The organism is Leeuwenhoekiella blandensis MED217, assembly GCF_000152985.1.
In the GTDB taxonomy this organism is placed as follows: Bacteria; Bacteroidota; Bacteroidia; order Flavobacteriales; family Flavobacteriaceae; genus Leeuwenhoekiella; species Leeuwenhoekiella blandensis.
The window spans coordinates 1,632,324-1,648,932 of sequence record NZ_CH672395.1 but is presented as its reverse complement, the minus strand read 5'-3'; the positions used below and the strand labels follow the sequence as shown (position 1 = coordinate 1,648,932).

At 39.1% G+C, this 16,609-nt stretch carries 20 protein-coding genes; 11 read left to right on the top strand and 9 right to left on the bottom strand.

All coding sequences use genetic code 11. The features are described 5' to 3' along the window. The first annotated feature begins 266 nt into the window (after window positions 1-266). The 5 genes from msrB (MED217_RS07150) (at window position 267) to lpdA (ending at window position 3,959) form a co-directional block, all read left to right on the top strand. On the top strand, window positions 267-737 hold the full coding sequence (gene msrB / locus MED217_RS07150) for a peptide-methionine (R)-S-oxide reductase MsrB (RefSeq protein ID WP_009779823.1): 471 nt from the start codon (window positions 267-269) through the stop codon (window positions 735-737). Between the two features lie 130 nt (window positions 738-867). Then, window positions 868-1,266: a peptide-methionine (R)-S-oxide reductase MsrB gene (gene msrB, locus MED217_RS07145; RefSeq protein ID WP_009779822.1), complete on the top strand. Its 399-nt coding sequence runs from the start codon at window positions 868-870 to the stop codon at window positions 1,264-1,266. A gap of 131 nt (window positions 1,267-1,397) precedes the next feature. Then, window positions 1,398-1,910, top strand: coding sequence for a hypothetical protein (locus tag MED217_RS07140; RefSeq protein ID WP_009779821.1), 513 nt, complete (start codon window positions 1,398-1,400; stop codon window positions 1,908-1,910). 18 nt (window positions 1,911-1,928) lie between these two features. Continuing rightward, window positions 1,929-2,495: a uracil-DNA glycosylase family protein gene (locus MED217_RS07135; RefSeq protein ID WP_009779820.1), complete on the top strand. Its 567-nt coding sequence runs from the start codon at window positions 1,929-1,931 to the stop codon at window positions 2,493-2,495. Between the two features lie 87 nt (window positions 2,496-2,582). Beyond that, complete coding sequence (lpdA, locus tag MED217_RS07130) at window positions 2,583-3,959, top strand: dihydrolipoyl dehydrogenase (RefSeq protein WP_040532641.1); 1,377 nt, start codon at window positions 2,583-2,585, stop codon at window positions 3,957-3,959. A gap of 88 nt (window positions 3,960-4,047) precedes the next feature. Here the strand turns inward: lpdA and MED217_RS07125 are convergent, their stop codons facing one another. The 4 genes from MED217_RS07125 to MED217_RS07110 form a co-directional block, all read right to left on the bottom strand. After that, window positions 4,048-4,773, bottom strand: coding sequence for a Dph6-related ATP pyrophosphatase (locus MED217_RS07125; RefSeq protein WP_009779818.1), 726 nt, complete (start codon window positions 4,771-4,773; stop codon window positions 4,048-4,050). A gap of 5 nt (window positions 4,774-4,778) precedes the next feature. Continuing rightward, window positions 4,779-5,204: a type II 3-dehydroquinate dehydratase gene (gene aroQ / locus MED217_RS07120; protein WP_009779817.1), complete on the bottom strand. Its 426-nt coding sequence runs from the start codon at window positions 5,202-5,204 to the stop codon at window positions 4,779-4,781. A 98-nt stretch (window positions 5,205-5,302) separates the two neighbouring features. Further along, entirely contained in the window at window positions 5,303-5,905 is a 603-nt protein-coding gene (locus MED217_RS07115; RefSeq protein WP_009779816.1) for a porin family protein, read from the bottom strand. 447 nt (window positions 5,906-6,352) lie between these two features. Continuing rightward, entirely contained in the window at window positions 6,353-6,955 is a 603-nt protein-coding gene (locus MED217_RS07110; RefSeq protein WP_009779815.1) for a porin family protein, read from the bottom strand. A gap of 109 nt (window positions 6,956-7,064) precedes the next feature. Here MED217_RS07110 and xerA point away from each other — a divergent pair, with 109 nt between their 5' ends. Next, window positions 7,065-7,961, top strand: a complete 897-nt coding sequence (gene xerA / locus MED217_RS07105; protein WP_009779814.1) for a site-specific tyrosine recombinase/integron integrase — start codon at window positions 7,065-7,067, stop codon at window positions 7,959-7,961. Window positions 7,962-8,086: 125 nt separating this feature from the next. Here xerA and MED217_RS07100 read toward each other — a convergent pair whose 3' ends face one another. The 3 genes from MED217_RS07100 to sucC all read right to left on the bottom strand — a co-directional run bounded on the left by MED217_RS07100 (window position 8,087) and on the right by sucC (window position 10,639). Continuing rightward, entirely contained in the window at window positions 8,087-8,527 is a 441-nt protein-coding gene (locus tag MED217_RS07100; protein WP_009779813.1) for an Hsp20/alpha crystallin family protein, read from the bottom strand. 189 nt (window positions 8,528-8,716) lie between these two features. Then, on the bottom strand, window positions 8,717-9,079 hold the full coding sequence (locus MED217_RS07095; RefSeq protein ID WP_009779812.1) for a hypothetical protein: 363 nt from the start codon (window positions 9,077-9,079) through the stop codon (window positions 8,717-8,719). A 369-nt stretch (window positions 9,080-9,448) separates the two neighbouring features. Further along, the gene (sucC, locus tag MED217_RS07090) at window positions 9,449-10,639 is read right to left on the bottom strand and encodes an ADP-forming succinate--CoA ligase subunit beta (RefSeq protein ID WP_009779811.1); all 1,191 of its coding nucleotides are present in this window, start codon (window positions 10,637-10,639) and stop codon (window positions 9,449-9,451) included. A gap of 254 nt (window positions 10,640-10,893) precedes the next feature. Here sucC and lysA point away from each other — a divergent pair, with 254 nt between their 5' ends. Then, window positions 10,894-12,111 (top strand): diaminopimelate decarboxylase, encoded by a 1,218-nt coding sequence (lysA, locus tag MED217_RS07085; protein ID WP_009779810.1) that lies wholly within the window; start codon window positions 10,894-10,896, stop codon window positions 12,109-12,111. A 5-nt stretch (window positions 12,112-12,116) separates the two neighbouring features. On the opposite strand, the gene MED217_RS07080 is transcribed toward lysA, so the two are convergent. Next, entirely contained in the window at window positions 12,117-12,503 is a 387-nt protein-coding gene (locus tag MED217_RS07080; RefSeq protein WP_009779809.1) for a glyoxalase superfamily protein, read from the bottom strand. Window positions 12,504-12,611: 108 nt separating this feature from the next. Here MED217_RS07080 and MED217_RS07075 point away from each other — a divergent pair, with 108 nt between their 5' ends. The 4 genes from MED217_RS07075 to MED217_RS07060 are packed head-to-tail and all read left to right on the top strand — an operon-like array spanning window position 12,612 to window position 16,043. Next, a complete protein-coding gene (locus tag MED217_RS07075) occupies window positions 12,612-13,262 on the top strand; it encodes a DUF4159 domain-containing protein (RefSeq protein ID WP_009779808.1) in 651 nt (216 codons plus the stop codon). Continuing rightward, window positions 13,252-13,773, top strand: a complete 522-nt coding sequence (locus MED217_RS07070) for a TrmH family RNA methyltransferase (protein WP_195891556.1) — start codon at window positions 13,252-13,254, stop codon at window positions 13,771-13,773. The genes MED217_RS07075 and MED217_RS07070 overlap by 11 nt, the downstream gene beginning before the upstream one ends. Next, entirely contained in the window at window positions 13,763-14,866 is a 1,104-nt protein-coding gene (locus MED217_RS07065) for an AI-2E family transporter (RefSeq protein WP_009779806.1), read from the top strand. Before MED217_RS07070 ends, MED217_RS07065 begins: the two co-directional genes overlap by 11 nt. Continuing rightward, window positions 14,856-16,043, top strand: a complete 1,188-nt coding sequence (locus MED217_RS07060) for a THUMP-like domain-containing protein (protein ID WP_009779805.1) — start codon at window positions 14,856-14,858, stop codon at window positions 16,041-16,043. The genes MED217_RS07065 and MED217_RS07060 overlap by 11 nt, the downstream gene beginning before the upstream one ends. Here MED217_RS07060 and MED217_RS07055 read toward each other — a convergent pair. Next, a complete protein-coding gene (locus tag MED217_RS07055; RefSeq protein ID WP_009779804.1) occupies window positions 16,040-16,606 on the bottom strand; it encodes a biliverdin-producing heme oxygenase in 567 nt (188 codons plus the stop codon). The genes MED217_RS07060 and MED217_RS07055 overlap by 4 nt on opposite strands. Between the last annotated feature and the right edge of the window lie 3 nt (window positions 16,607-16,609).

Here is a 16,609-nt window from a genome sequence, read left to right as displayed (position 1 = left end):
CAAAGGGTTTAATTCTCCGAAGCCTGCCTTTGTCGTCAGACAGGCTTGCTTAGAAATTCAAAATTCGTTTCCAAGCATGGACTTACCCTGAGGTAGTTTACTTTCAATTGATTACCCTTAAAAATAGCAATAATTAATTAGAACCACAGCCCAAATAAGAATTTGACAAAGGCTTAACAGAATATACACACGTTAGTCTTTTGTTAAAAACACGACTACAGTAAACCAGTACTTGCTGCAATACGTAATTTTATAAAAAATGTATTATGAAAAAGTTATTTATACTCGGGCTATTGATTAGCCTAAACGCTTGCAAGGGCACCGCTCAAAATGATAAACAGGAACAATTTCCGGTATCAAAAACCGAAGCAGAATGGAAAGCGGAATTGACCGATGCAGAATATCAGGTTTTGCGTAAAGAGGGAACTGAACGCGCATTTAGCAGTGAATTGCTCAACATTAAAGGAGAAGGAACTTATGTATGCGCGGCCTGTCAAAATCCGGTTTTTAAAAGTTCAACCAAATTTGACAGCGGTACCGGTTGGCCTTCTTTTTACGATTATATAGAAGGTAATGTCGAGTTTTCTTCAGACAACAAACTAGGTTACACACGCACCGAAGAGCATTGTGCTAACTGTGGCGGTCATTTAGGACACGTTTTTAACGACGGACCAAAACCTACCGGAAAACGCCATTGCATCAACGGAGTCGCTTTAAATTTCGTTCCTAAAAAATAAAGGCCGTAGCCACCAACGGGAGAAACACTTGTGACCTAAAAATTGAAAGATTTCCGCCGTAACTTATAATGAGTGAATCGAAGTGCGGATAAAATGATTTCCGCCTTCGCGGAAATGATAAAAAAATACTATGAAAGAATACCCAATACAGAAAACCGAAGCGCAATGGAAAGAGGAGCTCGGTCCTGAACGTTATCATATTTTACGCGGTAAAGGCACCGAGCGGCCACATACCGGTAAATACAATTTGCATTTTGAAAAGGACGGCACCTATCATTGCGGTGCTTGTGATGCAAAACTTTTTGAAGCCGATAGTAAATTTGAAAGTGGATGCGGCTGGCCCAGTTTTGATGAATCGATACCCGGAGCTGTAGAATATATCCGCGATACTACATTCGGAATGATACGCACCGAAATTCTCTGCGCCAATTGCGGCAGCCACTTAGGTCACGTTTTTGACGATGGCCCAACGGAAACTGGTCAGCGTTATTGTGTCAACTCAGCTTCAATAGATTATGAAAAAGAATAACCAAAAATCAGGAAGAAGGATAAAAAGAAACTGCGTTAATGTTTTATTAAAATAAGAGCTTTAGCATAGTTTTAAAAGTTTCGGAATGACTCTTGATTTACTTTTAGCGATAAACATTAAAACAAAAAACGATGAAAAAATTATTTACAATACTTAGCATAGTAGCTTTAGGATTTACAGCTTGTGAAGGAGACCCGGGTCCACAAGGACCTCCTGGATTAGATGGAACGGCTTTGGTAGGAAGTACCTACGAAACTCCAGCAATTGACTTTTCAGTAGACAATGACTTCTACCGTTTTACTTTTCCTAGTAATATTGTTAACGGAGATGCAGTCTTGGTTTATCGACTAGAGGATGTGGTTGACGGATTAGATGTTTGGGAGCCCTTACCTACAGCTACCATATTTTTTGATGATGGAGGTTTTTTACAATATAGATTCAATTATACTCTAGGGGATGTTGATATCATTCTAGAAAGTGATGATATTTCTCTAGCAGGTGCTGAATTTACGCAAGATCAGATTTTTAGAATTGTTGTTGTTCCTTCTGATCTCGTAGCTGAATTTAACGGTGACTTCTCAAATTACTACGAGGTTATGAGTGCTTTAGAATTGAATGAAACCAATATTCAAACGCTTAAATAAACTTTAAGATTTAAATTTATGAAAGGTTTACTTACGGAAATACGACACTGTTCCGTTTGTAAGCCTTTTTTGCCTTTAGGCGCTAATCCCATTATTTCGGCATCGCCAAAAAGCAAAATCGTTCTGGCTAGCCAAGCTCCCGGAAAAATCGCACATGAAAAATCAATTGCTTGGGATGATCCCAGTGGTCGCAGACTAAGGGCGTGGTTAGGTGTAAACGAAGATACCTTCTACAATCCCGATAATTTTGCTGTGTTGCCTTTAGGCTTTTGCTTCCCGGGGAAAGGCAAAACTGGAGATCTTCCTCCTCGACCAGAATGTGCCCCGCTTTGGCATCAAAAAGTAATCGACCATTTTGAAGCAGATCCGCTCTACATTTTAATTGGCAACCACGCGCAAAGCTATTATCTGCAAGACAAGCGCTCCCTAACCAAACGTATTCAAAATTTTGAAGCCTATCTTCCTAAGTATTTTGTGCTTCCGCATCCTTCGCCGGTAAATCATTTTTGGATGAATAAAAACAAATGGTTTGAAAGCGATGTGATTCCACAACTACAGCAAGAAATTAAGCAACGCCTTCAGTAAGCTTTTGAAAGAAAATCCTAAGTCTAAGTTGGTTCGTTTTTTAGACTTTTAATGCGTAAATTCGTGCCTCAAATTTCACTGAAAACTATGAGTAAATACGATATTATTGTCTTAGGAAGTGGACCCGGTGGTTATGTTACAGCTATTCGTGCTTCACAATTAGGTTTTAAAACCGCTATTGTAGAAAAAGAAAGCCTTGGGGGCGTTTGTTTGAACTGGGGTTGTATCCCTACCAAAGCGCTTCTTAAAAGTGCACAAGTTTTTGAATATCTGAAACATGCCGAAGACTATGGTCTTAAAGTAGAAGGTGCAGATAAAGACTTTGATGCGGTTGTAAAGCGTAGCCGTGGTGTTGCAGAAGGAATGAGCAAAGGTGTTCAATTCTTGATGAAGAAAAATAAAATTGACGTTATTGAAGGGTTTGGAAAACTAAAACCAGGTAAAAAGGTTGACGTTGATGGTACCGAATATAGTGCAGACAACATCATTATTGCAACTGGTGCGCGTTCACGCGAACTGCCTAGCTTACCTCAAGACGGTAAAAAAATCATTGGTTATCGTGAGGCGATGACTTTAAAGGAGCAGCCTAAGAAAATGATCGTTGTAGGATCTGGAGCGATAGGCTGTGAATTTGGTAGTTTTTACAACGCTATGGGAACCGAAGTTACCATCGTAGAATATATGCCAAACATCGTTCCTGTAGAGGACGAAGAAGTTTCTAAGCAATTTGAACGCAGCTTGAAAAAAGCCGGTATCAACATTATGACCGGTTCTTCGGTAGAGTCTGTAGACACCTCTGGAGACGGTGTTGTTGCTACAGTAAAAACTAAAAAAGGCGAAGAAAAACTGGAGGCTGATATTGTACTTTCAGCAGTAGGTATTAAAACCAACATCGAAGGCATTGGTCTAGAAGATGTAGGCATCATTACCGATAAGGATAAAGTGATCGTAAACGATTGGTACCAAACCAATATGCCGGGTTATTACGCGATTGGTGATGTAACTCCCGGTCCTGCACTAGCACACGTTGCTTCTGCTGAAGGAATTATTTGTGTTGAAAAACTTGCTGGAATGCACGTAGAAAAATTAGACTACGGCAATATCCCGGGATGTACGTATGCTTCTCCTGAGATCGCTTCAGTAGGAATGACTGAAAAGCAAGCTAAGGAAGCAGGATACGAACTAAAAATCGGAAAATTCCCATTCTCAGCTTCTGGTAAGGCAAGTGCTTCCGGAAATAAAGATGGTTTTGTGAAAGTTATTTTTGATGCGAAATACGGTGAGTGGTTAGGTTGCCATATGATTGGTGCCGGCGTTACTGATATGATCGCTGAAGCTGTATTAGGTAGAAAATTAGAAACTACCGGTCACGAAGTGCTTAAAGCGGTTCACCCACACCCAACGATGAGTGAAGCGGTGATGGAAGCTGTTGCTGCAGCTTATGATGAAGTAATTCATTTATAAGACTTTAGACAAAAGTAAAATCCCTGAAATTGAATTCAATTTCAGGGATTTTTTCTTTATAAGAATTTGAAGACTACCTTACGTCACTTTAAACAGGTATCAAATCACAAAAATAGAATTGGGTATCCCAAGGTTTTTCATCTTCAGAAAAACAATTGTCTTCTTGATCGGCTTTAGGTTTATACGAGCGCTCCACGATCTCTCCTATTTCAAAAGTTACAGGCTTAGAAAAAAGAGGTCCGTCAAAAACAAACGTGTGGAATTCGCCATTTTCTCCGCAAGGATCGACTTCCGAAGGTAAATCGGCTATAAACTGATGATCTATAATTCTTCCTGCAAATGATTTGTCCAGATGCTTTCCATTAACGCAAACAGTAATCGCCTTAAAGCCCAGATCGATAAATTGAGTAATTAAATGTTTGGTATCCTTCTTCCAAAGTGGATACACGCCTTTGAGTCCGACTTTAGCCAACTGCTCATCGCGATATGCTTTTAAATCTTCTAAAAAGATATCCCCAAAAATACTGTGTGTGTTTCCTTCATCAACTGCCTTTCGGGCTGCTGCACCCAAGATTTCAGAATATTCGGTCATTGAGATGGCGCCGTGAAGTAAAATTTTTTCTAATGGAAAACCAAGTGCTTCCGCTTGACGGTTTAATAATTCTTCACGCAAACCGTGCATAGAAACCCGGTCAACATCCGTATTTATAGTCGTGACAAGTTTAGTGATCTCAAATTCCTTTTCGGCTAAAATGGTGTACAAAGCCAACGCAGAATCCTTACCACTACTCCAATTGAAATAGGCCTTTTGCAAAATACTTATAGAAAAGATTTGATCGCCAATTCGTAGCTCTGCAAACCAAAACCTACGATGATTCCTTTAGCGTGTTTAGAAATATAGGATTGATGACGGAAGGCTTCGCGTGCAAATGTATTTGAAATATGCACCTCGATCACCGGCACAGAAACCGCAGCGATAGCATCACCAATTCCTACTGAAGTATGCGTGTATGCGGCAGCATTAAGCACAATACCATCAAAAACACCATCGGCGTCTTGAATTTTGGTGATCAGATCTCCTTCGCTATTAGACTGAAAATAAGAAAGCTCAGTCTCCTTAAATTGAAACTGAAGCTTTGAGAAATAATCTTCAAAAGATTGATTTCCATAAACATCAGGTTCGCGTTTGCCTAACAGGTTAAGGTTAGGACCATTGATAACAAGTATTTTGAGTTCTTGAGCCATTTTCATTTGATTGTTGCGTAAAGGTAATTTAAAAATCGCCTATAAAAAAAGCCCCGCACATGCGAGGCTATACTTTTTGGTTGGTCGTTTAGTTTGTTTTAGAATACAAAACCTACACCTGCCTGAATCGCATAGTTGTAAGCACTTACATTGTCGTAAACTTTGGTGAACCCTCTGGTGTAACGCCCTTGAATGAATAACCCGTTATCAAACTGATATTCTAAACCGGCAGCAGTACCAAACTCAAAGTCGTTTGCACCATCCTCGATATCAATATCTCCCGAAGAAGAAGTAGGTTGAAAATCGATCTCTTCACTTACCAAGAAGTTAAACGAGGGACCTGCCTGAATGCTCAAACCATCAGCAAGATAGATTTTTGCCAATAACGGCACTTGAATATAATCTAATTGATACTCGATATTATCGTCAACGTCAAAGGTGTTGTCTTCGTCAATAGCTGCAATGGTAGAACCTTGTGCTGAATAAATCACCTCTGGTTGAATAGAGAACATTTCTGAAACCGGTAACTCAGCAACAAGACCTGCATAAAAACTCGTTCTGCTTTCCTGATCGGCAGCATCGTCTCCGGCAAGATTAGCAAAGTTTACACCACCTTTTGCGCCGAAGTGAAACGCATCCTGAGCTTGAGCAGCTGCACCACCCAAAACCATAAAACTCGCAATTAAAAATAGCTTTTTCATAAGAATAATTTGTTGTTTAAATTTTGAACAAAGCTAGATGCTGCAAGGCTTCACAAGTATTAATGATTCTCTAAGCTTTCTCTAAAATATTGCCAACAACTCGCCTTTACGAAACTTCTTGATTTTCTGATTTTTAGTAAAAACTCAGTTTGGAATCATCCTAAAATCTATTCGTATAAAGTTGAAATAGAAGTACTTTAATTTTATTGTATTAGAAGTAACTTTTTTTCTACTTTCTTAAATAATGTTAATACTGTAATCGTGAAGATAATTGGGGGATAATTCTAGAAAAGATAAAATAAACAACTTCAGGCAAGTCCATGAGGCATTGCTTGGAAACGAATTTTCAATTTCGAAGCAAGCCTCGTAGTATTAAACCCTTGGCGGTGCTAATAAAAAAAGCACCTTAAAAAGGTGCTTTCTAGTATTCGTTTGCGGTTAGGCTGTTTAAAACATAAAACCAATTCCTGCTTGTACTACGGAGTTTCTTCCATCTGCGTTATCGTAAATTTCAGAGAATCCTCTTGTGTAACGTCCCTGGATCAAAAATCCGTTAGCGAACTTGTATTCAAGACCTACTGCCCCACCAAATTCAAATCCGTTTGCTCCATCTTCGATATCAATGTCTCCGCTATCGCTTGTTGGGTCAAAGTCGATTTCTTCATTGGCTAAGAAATTAAAAGACGGACCTACTTGTACACTCAATCCTTCAACTAAATAGATCTTAGCAAGTACCGGTACTTGTATGTAATCTAATTGATATTCTACATTATCATCAACATCAAACGTGTTGTCTTCATCAAAAGATGCTAGAGTGGCTCCCTGTGCAGAATACAAGACCTCTGGCTGAATAGAGAATTTATCAGAAACCGGGATTTCGACCATTGCACCTACATTAAAACTTGTTCTTCCGTCAGGATTTTCTCCATCTTCATTTGCAATAGTTGCAAAATTAGCACCACCCTTGATACCAAAATTCCAATAATCTTGGGCTTGAGTTGCAGTAGTTCCTAAAACAATAAAACTGGCTATTAAAAATAACTTTTTCATAATTTTTATATTTAGATTTGAGACAAAGCTAGGAGGGTTAGCTACACGAAACTATTAAGGCTTTGATAAACTATTTTTAAAAGATTCCTAAAAAACCTGCATTTCATTTGTGAATTGGCAAAATTCGTTAATAGACTATAAATTATTCTTAAAGATAGAACGTGGTCTTTCTGAGAACACAGTTGTAAATTATGGCCTAGACATCAGCAAGCTCATCAAGTGGATCGATGAACATTCGGTTGAAGCTTCACCCATTTCAATTACTAAAGAACAACTGCAAGATTTTATATATACCTACGCAAAAGAACTCACTGCCTCATCGCAGGCCCGACTTATTTCAGGCTTAAAAGGATATTTTGAGTATTTGGTTTTTGAAGATTATCGCAAAGACAATCCCACCGATCTCATTGAAGCCCCGAAAGTTGGCAGAAAACTTCCCGATACGCTTTCTGAAGATGAAGTGAATCGTATCATTGATGCGGTTGATCTGAGCAGGCCGCAAGGCGAACGTAATCGCGCCATACTAGAAACCTTATACGGTTGTGGTCTTCGGGTCTCTGAAGTTTTGAATCTTAAACTTTCTGATTTGTTTTTTGATGAAGGATATATTTTGGTTACCGGTAAAGGAGACAAGCAACGCTTTGTGCCCATTGCTCCCATCACCCAAAAATATATTGAGATTTATCGGGATCAAATTCGCATTCACGAGGCTCCTAAACCCGAATTTAAAAACATTCTATTCCTCAATCGTCGCGGCGCGCAGCTTACCCGGGCGATGATCTTTACCTTGGTTAAACAACATACCCAAAAGGCCGGAATTAAAAAGAAGATCAGTCCGCATACGTTTAGACATTCTTTCGCGACACATTTGCTTCAAAATGGAGCCGATTTAAGAGCTATACAACAAATGTTGGGACACGAAAGCATTACTACTACCGAAGTGTATATGCATGTCGACCGTTCCCATCTGGCAGATGTTTTGAATACATTTCATCCAAGAAAATGATCGAAGAGAAACTACCTCTTGCAAAACCTGCGCAATAAAACTTTCGCGATGCCAATAAAAAAATCCCGGATCAATTCAATGACCCGGGACTCTTCACTAACCAAAAAAACTTACTTACTTAACATTTAGGAGATCTCGATCAAGCGTTTTGCCTGAACCTTTGCTTCCTCCTTTTTTGGGATTACTATATTGAGCACCCCATTCTCATAGCTAGCTTCAATCTTTGCACTGTTCACCGTATCTGGTAAACTAAAGGCACGTTTAAAAGTGCTATAGCTAAACTCGCGTCTAGTGAATCTTCCTTCTTCTTTAGTCTCAGCTTCTTTTTGCTCTTGAGCAGAAATGGTGAGCACATCATTATCTAACTCAATATTAAAATCTTCTTTGGTTTTACCCGGAGCAGCAACTGCTACTTCAAATCCACTATCTTTCTCAATAATGTTTACTGCTGGAATGCTCACGCCTATACTGTTAACATTGGTTGTTCCCCCCAGCCAATCGGTCTTAAACATGTCATCAAAAATGGATGGTAACCAGTTTTCGTTTGTTCTTTTAACTAAGCTCATATCTCAAAAATTTTGTTGTTATTAATTATTACACTCAATTAATAGCAAATTGGATACCACTAGAATTTAACCGACTTTTTGTCTGTTTTTATTGAAGTTCAAACGCCAAAATGGCATTTTAAATAATTATAAGACCTAAAAAAAGCCCGACTTTTCAGCCGGGCTCTTTCTACTAACTAAAAACTGCATTTATAACGTACTCTCTAATTTTACAGGTACGTGATAAGTTTGTCCCACTAAAGCTTTAGAATCAAGCTTTTTGTAGTTCAAACGCCCCTGAATATACTTTTCAATAGAGGCATCTTTTGAGTCTACGTTTAGCACAACTACTTCGTTGTCGCTATTCACAGTAAAAGATACTTTAACCGATGTGGTTTGCTCCACATTAAAGTTAGGCTCTGCTAAAAGATTTGCCAGTTCTACATTCATTGCACGCTTTACAGCTGCGCTTGTAGTTTTTGAGCTTGGCTCGGTTGGTTCAGTGGTGTTTGCGTTTAACGCTGTACCGCAGATGATCGCAACTGCAAGTACCATTGTTTTAAAAGTTTTCATAATGTTTGATTTTTGAATGATGTACTAAAAAGACGGCTCAAACCTCAAACAGTTACACCTTAACCTTGTTTTTAACAGATTATTAACGAAGCTAATAGCTGAAAACCAAAGAGTTAGAACCAAAACTAAATCCATTAAGCTAAATACATTCTTCTGAATTACAATCACTTACAACTACTACAAGCTCTCTATAAATAAACTATCGCGCCCCATGTTCAAACGTTATAGGTTAACACCAAATTTTTAGATTCGGAATATACCAGTAGTTATCGGAACAATGGCATTTCAATATATAGGTCCAATAAAAAAGCCTCAGTCAACTGACTGAGGCTTAAAATTCCGATGAATCGGAAGTATTTTATTTAGCGCTTATGCTAATACTTGCTGTACTTTATCTGCAGCTTCCTTAAACTGAATAGCACTTTGAACATCAAGACCACTATTGTCTATCAATTCTTTTGCGATATCAGCATTGGTTCCTTGAAGTCTTACGATAATAGGTACATTGATTGTTCCCATGTTTTTATAAGCATCAACAATACCTTGTGCAACACGATCACAACGTACAATACCACCAAAGATATTTACAAGAATCGCTTTTACGTTAGGATCTTTAAGAATTAAGTTAAATGCAGTTTCTACACGTTCTGCATCCGCTGTACCTCCAACGTCTAAGAAGTTAGCCGGCTCACCACCCGCTTGCTTGATAAGATCCATAGTTGCCATTGCAAGTCCGGCACCGTTTACCATACAACCCACGTTACCATCAAGGTCAACATAATTAAGCCCTACTTCTTTTGCTTCAACCTCTACTGGGTTTTCTTCACGCTTATCACGCATTGCTGCGTAATCTTTGTGACGGTATAATGCGTTATCATCTAAAGACACTTTAGCATCTACAGCCATGATTTTATCATCGCTGGTCTTAAGCACAGGATTGATCTCAAATAATGAAGAATCAGATTCTGAATAGGCTTTATATAATGCCGCAACAAACTTGGTCATTTCTTTAAAGGCAGTCCCGCTTAAACCTAGGTTAAATGCGATACGTCTTGCTTGAAAGCCTAACAATCCTGTTGCAGGGTCAATTTCTTCAGTAAAAATTAAATGTGGAGTTTTCTCAGCAACTTCCTCGATATCCATTCCACCTTCGGTAGAATACATAATCATATTCTTTCCGGTAGCTCTGTTTAATAAAACAGACATATAGTATTCCTCCGGCTCGCTATCTCCTGGGTAATAAACGTCTTCAGCAACAAGCACTTGGTGTACTTTTTTTCCTTCTGCTGAAGTTTGTGGAGTTACCAGGTTCATCCCGATGATCTCTCCTGCAATTTGTTCAACCTCCTGAAGGTTTTTAGCCAGTTTTACTCCACCGCCTTTTCCTCTACCTCCGGCGTGAACTTGCGCTTTTATCACGTGCCATCCCGTACCGGTTTCTTCTGTAAGTTTTTTTGCAGCCTCAACTGCCTCTGCAGCAGTAGTTGCTACTTTACCGCGCTGTATACGCACTCCAAAACTGCTAAGTATTTCTTTTCCTTGATATTCGTGTAGATTCATAATCAGGCGTTTCTATATATTTGAAATTTGCAGAGCAAAAATAAGTATTTAGCGCAAACCCTGCTAGCAATTTACTTTTGATTTCTGCTTTCAATACTGCATTTTTAAAACCTTTGCGTAGCCTATTAAAAAGACTAACTAAAATCCAATGCTTTTTTTAGCTTTAAAATGTACATCTCGCTATATTTTTTGACCGAAGCCTGCTTTAAACTAAATTATCTATACTAGATTTGCAGGCTTAAAGTGTATTGATTATGACCAACCAAAACTTACTTGCCATTGCAAAAGAACACGGGAGCCCTGTGTATGTTTATGACGCCGAAAAAATAGAATCGCAATATAAACGTCTTACCGGTGCTTTTAACAAGGTTAAAAACCTGCGCATCAATTATGCAGTTAAGGCCTTGTCTAATCTTGCAGTGCTTCAGTTGATTCACGGTTTTGGTGCCGGGATGGACACGGTTAGTATACAAGAAGTGCGCCTTGCCCTTGCGGCCGGAATCGATCCTTCTAAAATTATGTTTACGCCTAATGGGGTTTCCTTAGACGAACTGGAAGCGGTTGCAAAAATGGGCGTGCAAATCAATATCGACAACCTATCTATCCTGGAGCAATTTGGCACAAAACATCCTAAAACTCCGGTTTGTGTACGTATCAATCCGCATGTAATGGCCGGTGGAAACACCAACATTTCAGTAGGACATATTGATAGTAAATTTGGTATTAGTATTCACCAAATTCCGCATTTGTTGCGTATCGTAAAAAATACCGGAATGAATATCAACGGAATTCACATGCATACCGGTAGCGATATTCTGGATATTGACGTGTTCCTGCACGCTGCAGAAATTCTTTTTGATACGGCCAAAGATTTTAAAGACCTTGAGTTTTTAGACTTTGGTAGTGGTTTTAAAGTTCCTTATAAAGAAGGAGATATTGAAACCAATATCGAAGAGCTTGGTGAGAAATTGAGTAAGCGTTTTAATGCCTTTGAAAAAAACTACGGCAAGCCGCTAACGCTTGTTTTTGAACCCGGAAAGTTCCTTGTGAGTGAAGCAGGAAAATTCCTTGTACAAGTCAATGTGATCAAACAAACGACTTCAACTGTTTTTGCGCAGGTAGATAGTGGCTTTAACCACCTCATTCGTCCTATGTTCTACGGAAGCCGTCACGAGATCACCAATATAAGCAACCCGAAAGGCCGCGAACGCTTTTACTCGGTTGTAGGATATATTTGTGAGACCGATACATTTGCTACAAACCGAAGAATTGCAGAGATCGCTGAAGGTGATATTCTTGCTTTTAGCAATTCAGGCGCCTATTGCTTCAGTATGGCCAGCAATTACAATTCGCGATATCGTCCGGCAGAAGTTTTATTCCTTGACGGAAAAGCACACCTCATTCGCGAGCGCGAAACTTTTGATGACTTGATCAAAAATCAAATCCCTTTGAAGGAAAAGGTGAAAGCCTAAACATCTTAAGCTTCCGCATAAAAGATCAATCCATTTTTAAATGGATCGTAAAAAGCAAACTCTAAAGTGCCCCAGGGTTTTTCTTCTAGAGACGTATGGTTGTGAAACACGCCCATAAGCTGATACTTTTTGTATAAATTTTCTATGCCCTGTACTTGAATGCGCAGCATAGGGCGGTTTTGATCGTGTTCCCATTCGGCTGCATCGTGCCACTGCAAATGCAATGCGATGTTATTCCGTCTAATACCCGCATACCGTGGATTGCGCTCTTCATCAATAAAAATCAGCTCAAAGCCTAACTTTTTGATGTAGAATTCAAGGCCTTCCAATACATCTTTTACGGGCAGTATTGGCGTTATCTGAGCAAGATAATCTGTGTTTGATGTACTCATATGCAGCTATTCAATTTGATTGAGAAACACATATTGCTGTTTTAAATTAATAGGGTGTTGCCTAGAAAATAAGTAATTTCGTTCTTCAATTTAAAAAACTATACTAAAGTGGTTAAGTTTTGGTTTGCTTCTTTATTAACATTGGTATTCACAGCGACTTCGCTTAGTGCACAGCAAATCGCCGTTTTACAATATGAAGGCGGTGGCGATTGGTATGCAAACCCCACGTCTTTACCCAACCTGGTGCAATTTTGTAATGCCAATATACAAACCGCTATCCAACCCAAAGTCGCCAATGTTACCAGTAAAGACCCTGCAATTATGCAGTATCCCTTTGTACATATGACCGGCCACGGAAATGTGTTTTTTTCTGATGAAGCGCTTCAGAATATGCGTAACTACTTAGACAGTGGTGGTTTTTTACATATTGATGATAATTATGGTATTGATCAATATTTACGTCCGCAATTAAAAAAGTTATTTCCAGAAGAAGAACTCATAGAGCTTCCTGCAGATCATCCTGTTTTTTCAACGGCATTTACCTTCAAAGAAGGACTACCCAAAATACACGAGCACGATGGCAAAAGACCGCAAGCATTTGGCTTATTTCGCGAAGGACGCCTGGTTATTCTTTACACCTTAGAAAGCGATTTGGGTGATGGCTGGGAAAGTGCAGCCGTACACAACGATCCGCCAGAGGTGCGACAACGCGCCTTACAAATGGGAGCCAATATCATAAAATATGCCTTTGAAAACTGAACAGCTCATTCACGAGAATACTCCTTTTAAAAAGGAAACCTTTCCTTTTGTTTTAGTTTGTGACGGAATAAATAGTCCGGCCAATGCCGGTAGCCTTTTTCGCTTGGCAGATGCTTTGGGAATCGCCCATATTTACTTTTGCAACACTACTATTCAATTTGAAAGTACACGGCTTAAACGCACTGCGCGTTCCAGTGAAAAGCTGGTTCCCTACTCGCCAGATGCAGATGTTATCACAACTCTAAATGGGCTTAAAGAAAAAGATTACCATCTTATAGGACTCGAGCTCACCACAACGAGTAAACCGCTTGCTTCGCTGAATGAATACGCATTTAAAAAAATAGCATTAGTTTTAGGCCATGAACGCTACGGAATTTGTGAAGATGTTTTGAATATCTTAGATCATATTACGTACATTCCGATGCGCGGAAAAAACAGCAGTATGAACGTAAGTCAGGCCGCAGCAATAGCTGCTTACCAACTCATCAACAACCCCAATAATGGAAAATAAGTCTAAGGTTATTGCCTACGGAATTCTCAGAGCATTGGGAATCTTGGGCGGAATTGTATTTGTGATTTGGTTTTTATACCAAATACAAGCGGTGCTTATTTTTATCTGTATAGCAGCAGTCATTTCTTTGATAGGTCGTCCCGTAGTGAACTTTTTAAAGCATCAGTGTAAGTTTGGCGCCGTTGCGGCGGCAATCACCACATTACTTATGGTGATCTGTGTGATCTCAGGTATTTTAGCCTTATTCATTCCCATTTTGATCGATCAAAGCGAACACATAAGCAAGATCAATTTTGAAGAAGTAAAACACAACATCAACCGGCTTAACGTTGAATTCAGCCGTGCGATGGGGGTTGATCAAGTAACCTTAATTGAAGGTTTAAAGCAGTCAGACTTTATCAAAAACTTTGACATTTCGGTAATCCCTACCTTCATCAACAGTATTTTGGGGAACTTCAGTTCGTTGATTGTCGGCTTATTGTCAGTGATTTTTATTTCCTTTTTTCTATTAAAAGACAGTCATTTACTTCTAGATAGTTTTCTGGTGTTTGCCAACACTGGAGAAGAACGCCGGTTTCGCAGGGTTTTTCACAAAACCAAACAACTGCTTTCGCGCTACTTTTTAGGGATTTTACTTCAACTTATGATCCTGTTTACCATTTATGCTATTTTACTGGTAAGCTTTCAAATACCCAATGCTTTTGCCATAGCGCTCTTTTGCGCAATGCTTAATGTTGTTCCGTATATTGGTCCGGTTGTGGGTGGCGTGGTTATGATGCTACTTGTTATAAGTGGTAATTTTACAGCAGACTTTCAAGAGGTTATTTTACCCAAAATGATCTACGTGTTCATTGGGTACTGCATCGCACAATTGATCGATAATTTTATCAATCAGCCGCTTATTTTTGGAAGTAGCGTAAAATCGCACCCGCTAGAGATTTTCCTAGTGATCGTAATTGCAGGACTGATTTTCGGAATATTCGGTATGGTGGTCGCCATTCCTGCGTACACTGCGATCAAAGTAATTGCCAAGGAGTTCCTTTCGGAATATAAAATTGTTCAAAAGCTTACAAAAAACCTGTATGACTCTTAATAAAACCCTTTTAAAACAAGAGGTTATAACCTACACAAGAGCGCATTACAAAGCAGATGTTTCCAAAATACTATTGAGTAAGTCTCCCTTTGAAGACGTAAGCGCTCCAGAACTAGCGCAACAAATCATTGGCTTACAAAAGGCAGAACGCAAACTTCCATCTTGGTTTCAAAAGCCAGAAATTTTATATCCTCCCAAACTTAACCTGGAACAAACTTCATCAGAAGAGACTGCACTTTATAAAGCATCCTTGTTTGCTGGCTCAAGTGCTATTGACCTCACGGGCGGTTTAGGGATTGACACCTATTTTCTAAGCACTGTTTTTGACGAGGTCACACATTGTGAAATGAATGCTGAATTGAGTGAACTCGCTCAACACAATTTTGAAGTTTTAGGTGCTACAAACATCAAAACCATCAATCACAATAGCATAGACTTTATTAAAAATACTGCAGGCAATTTTGATTTGATCTATTGTGATCCTTCGCGAAGGAATGAGGATAAAGGAAAAGTTTTTATGCTGAAGGATTGCGAACCGAATATTCCGGAGCATCTTGATTTCCTATTAGATAAGGCCAAGCATCTTGTGATTAAGACCAGTCCGTTGCTAGATATTGCTGCAGGTCTGCGCGAACTGAAAAATGTAATTCAAATTCACTGCGTAGCGGTAAAAAACGAAGTTAAAGAATTGCTTTGGGTGCTTTCTAATGAAACACAACCGGATATTGAATTGATCGCTGTAAACTTAACTAGTGCGTTTGATCTTCCGGTTTCAATTGAAGGCTTCGATTTGCAAACCGCCGAAGCGACCTACGACTCACCTTCAAACTATTTATACGAACCCAACGCGGCACTGCTAAAACTAGGTTGCTTTAATTGGATCTCATCACATTATAAGCTTGATAAGTTAGCACCCAACACCCATTTGTATACTTCAACTGAAGCAATCCAATTTCCGGGCAGGCATTTTAAAATCAATGCGGTTCATCCGTATTCAAAAAAGAGCATTGCTAAATTCTTAAAAAGAAAAAAAGCCAACATCACCACACGGAATTTTAAAGAATCTGTAGCTAGTTTACGAGCCAAATTCAAAGTAAAAAGCGGCGGTGATTTATACCTCTTCTTCACAACGCTTGAAGATAGCACCACTGTTATGCTGGAGTGTGAAAAAATCTAAGCGTAGCTGTACGAATCTTTAAAAATGTTGAAAGCTGTATGCGCTCCATCTACAGCTTGCTGTTGCTCTTCTTTGGTATAGGTCTGTGATTCAACCGCTTGAGTAAAAGCTTTCCAACGCTGCATTACTTCAGGTGCTGATTTCCCAAAGAAATGATGCTGTTCAATGTCTTCTAAATGCGTACAGGCTTCGAGATTCTTCCTAATGAGCAAACCGCCCATCATTGAACCTTCAACTACATAAATCAATCCTAAAAGAAACGCAGCAGAATAGGAATCTTTTACTGGATCAACTTGTGGAATTTCAGCATTAAGTCTTTTTAGATCTTCAGCTAATGCATTGCTTTTAGCTTTATCTGCAAAAGGTTTTAATTCCGCAGTTAAAGTAGAGCTATTTGAGGCCAACAACGCATCGATTCTTGCGTAAGCCAGGTAATTTTGTTGAAGCAGCCTTTTATAGGTTTCCTTATCAATACTGTGATCTAAAATGTATTTAGCAAGATTATCTTCTTCAGTCTTCTTGTGTAGGGTCTCGGTCTGCTTCTTTAAGTGTTTTAAAATCATATC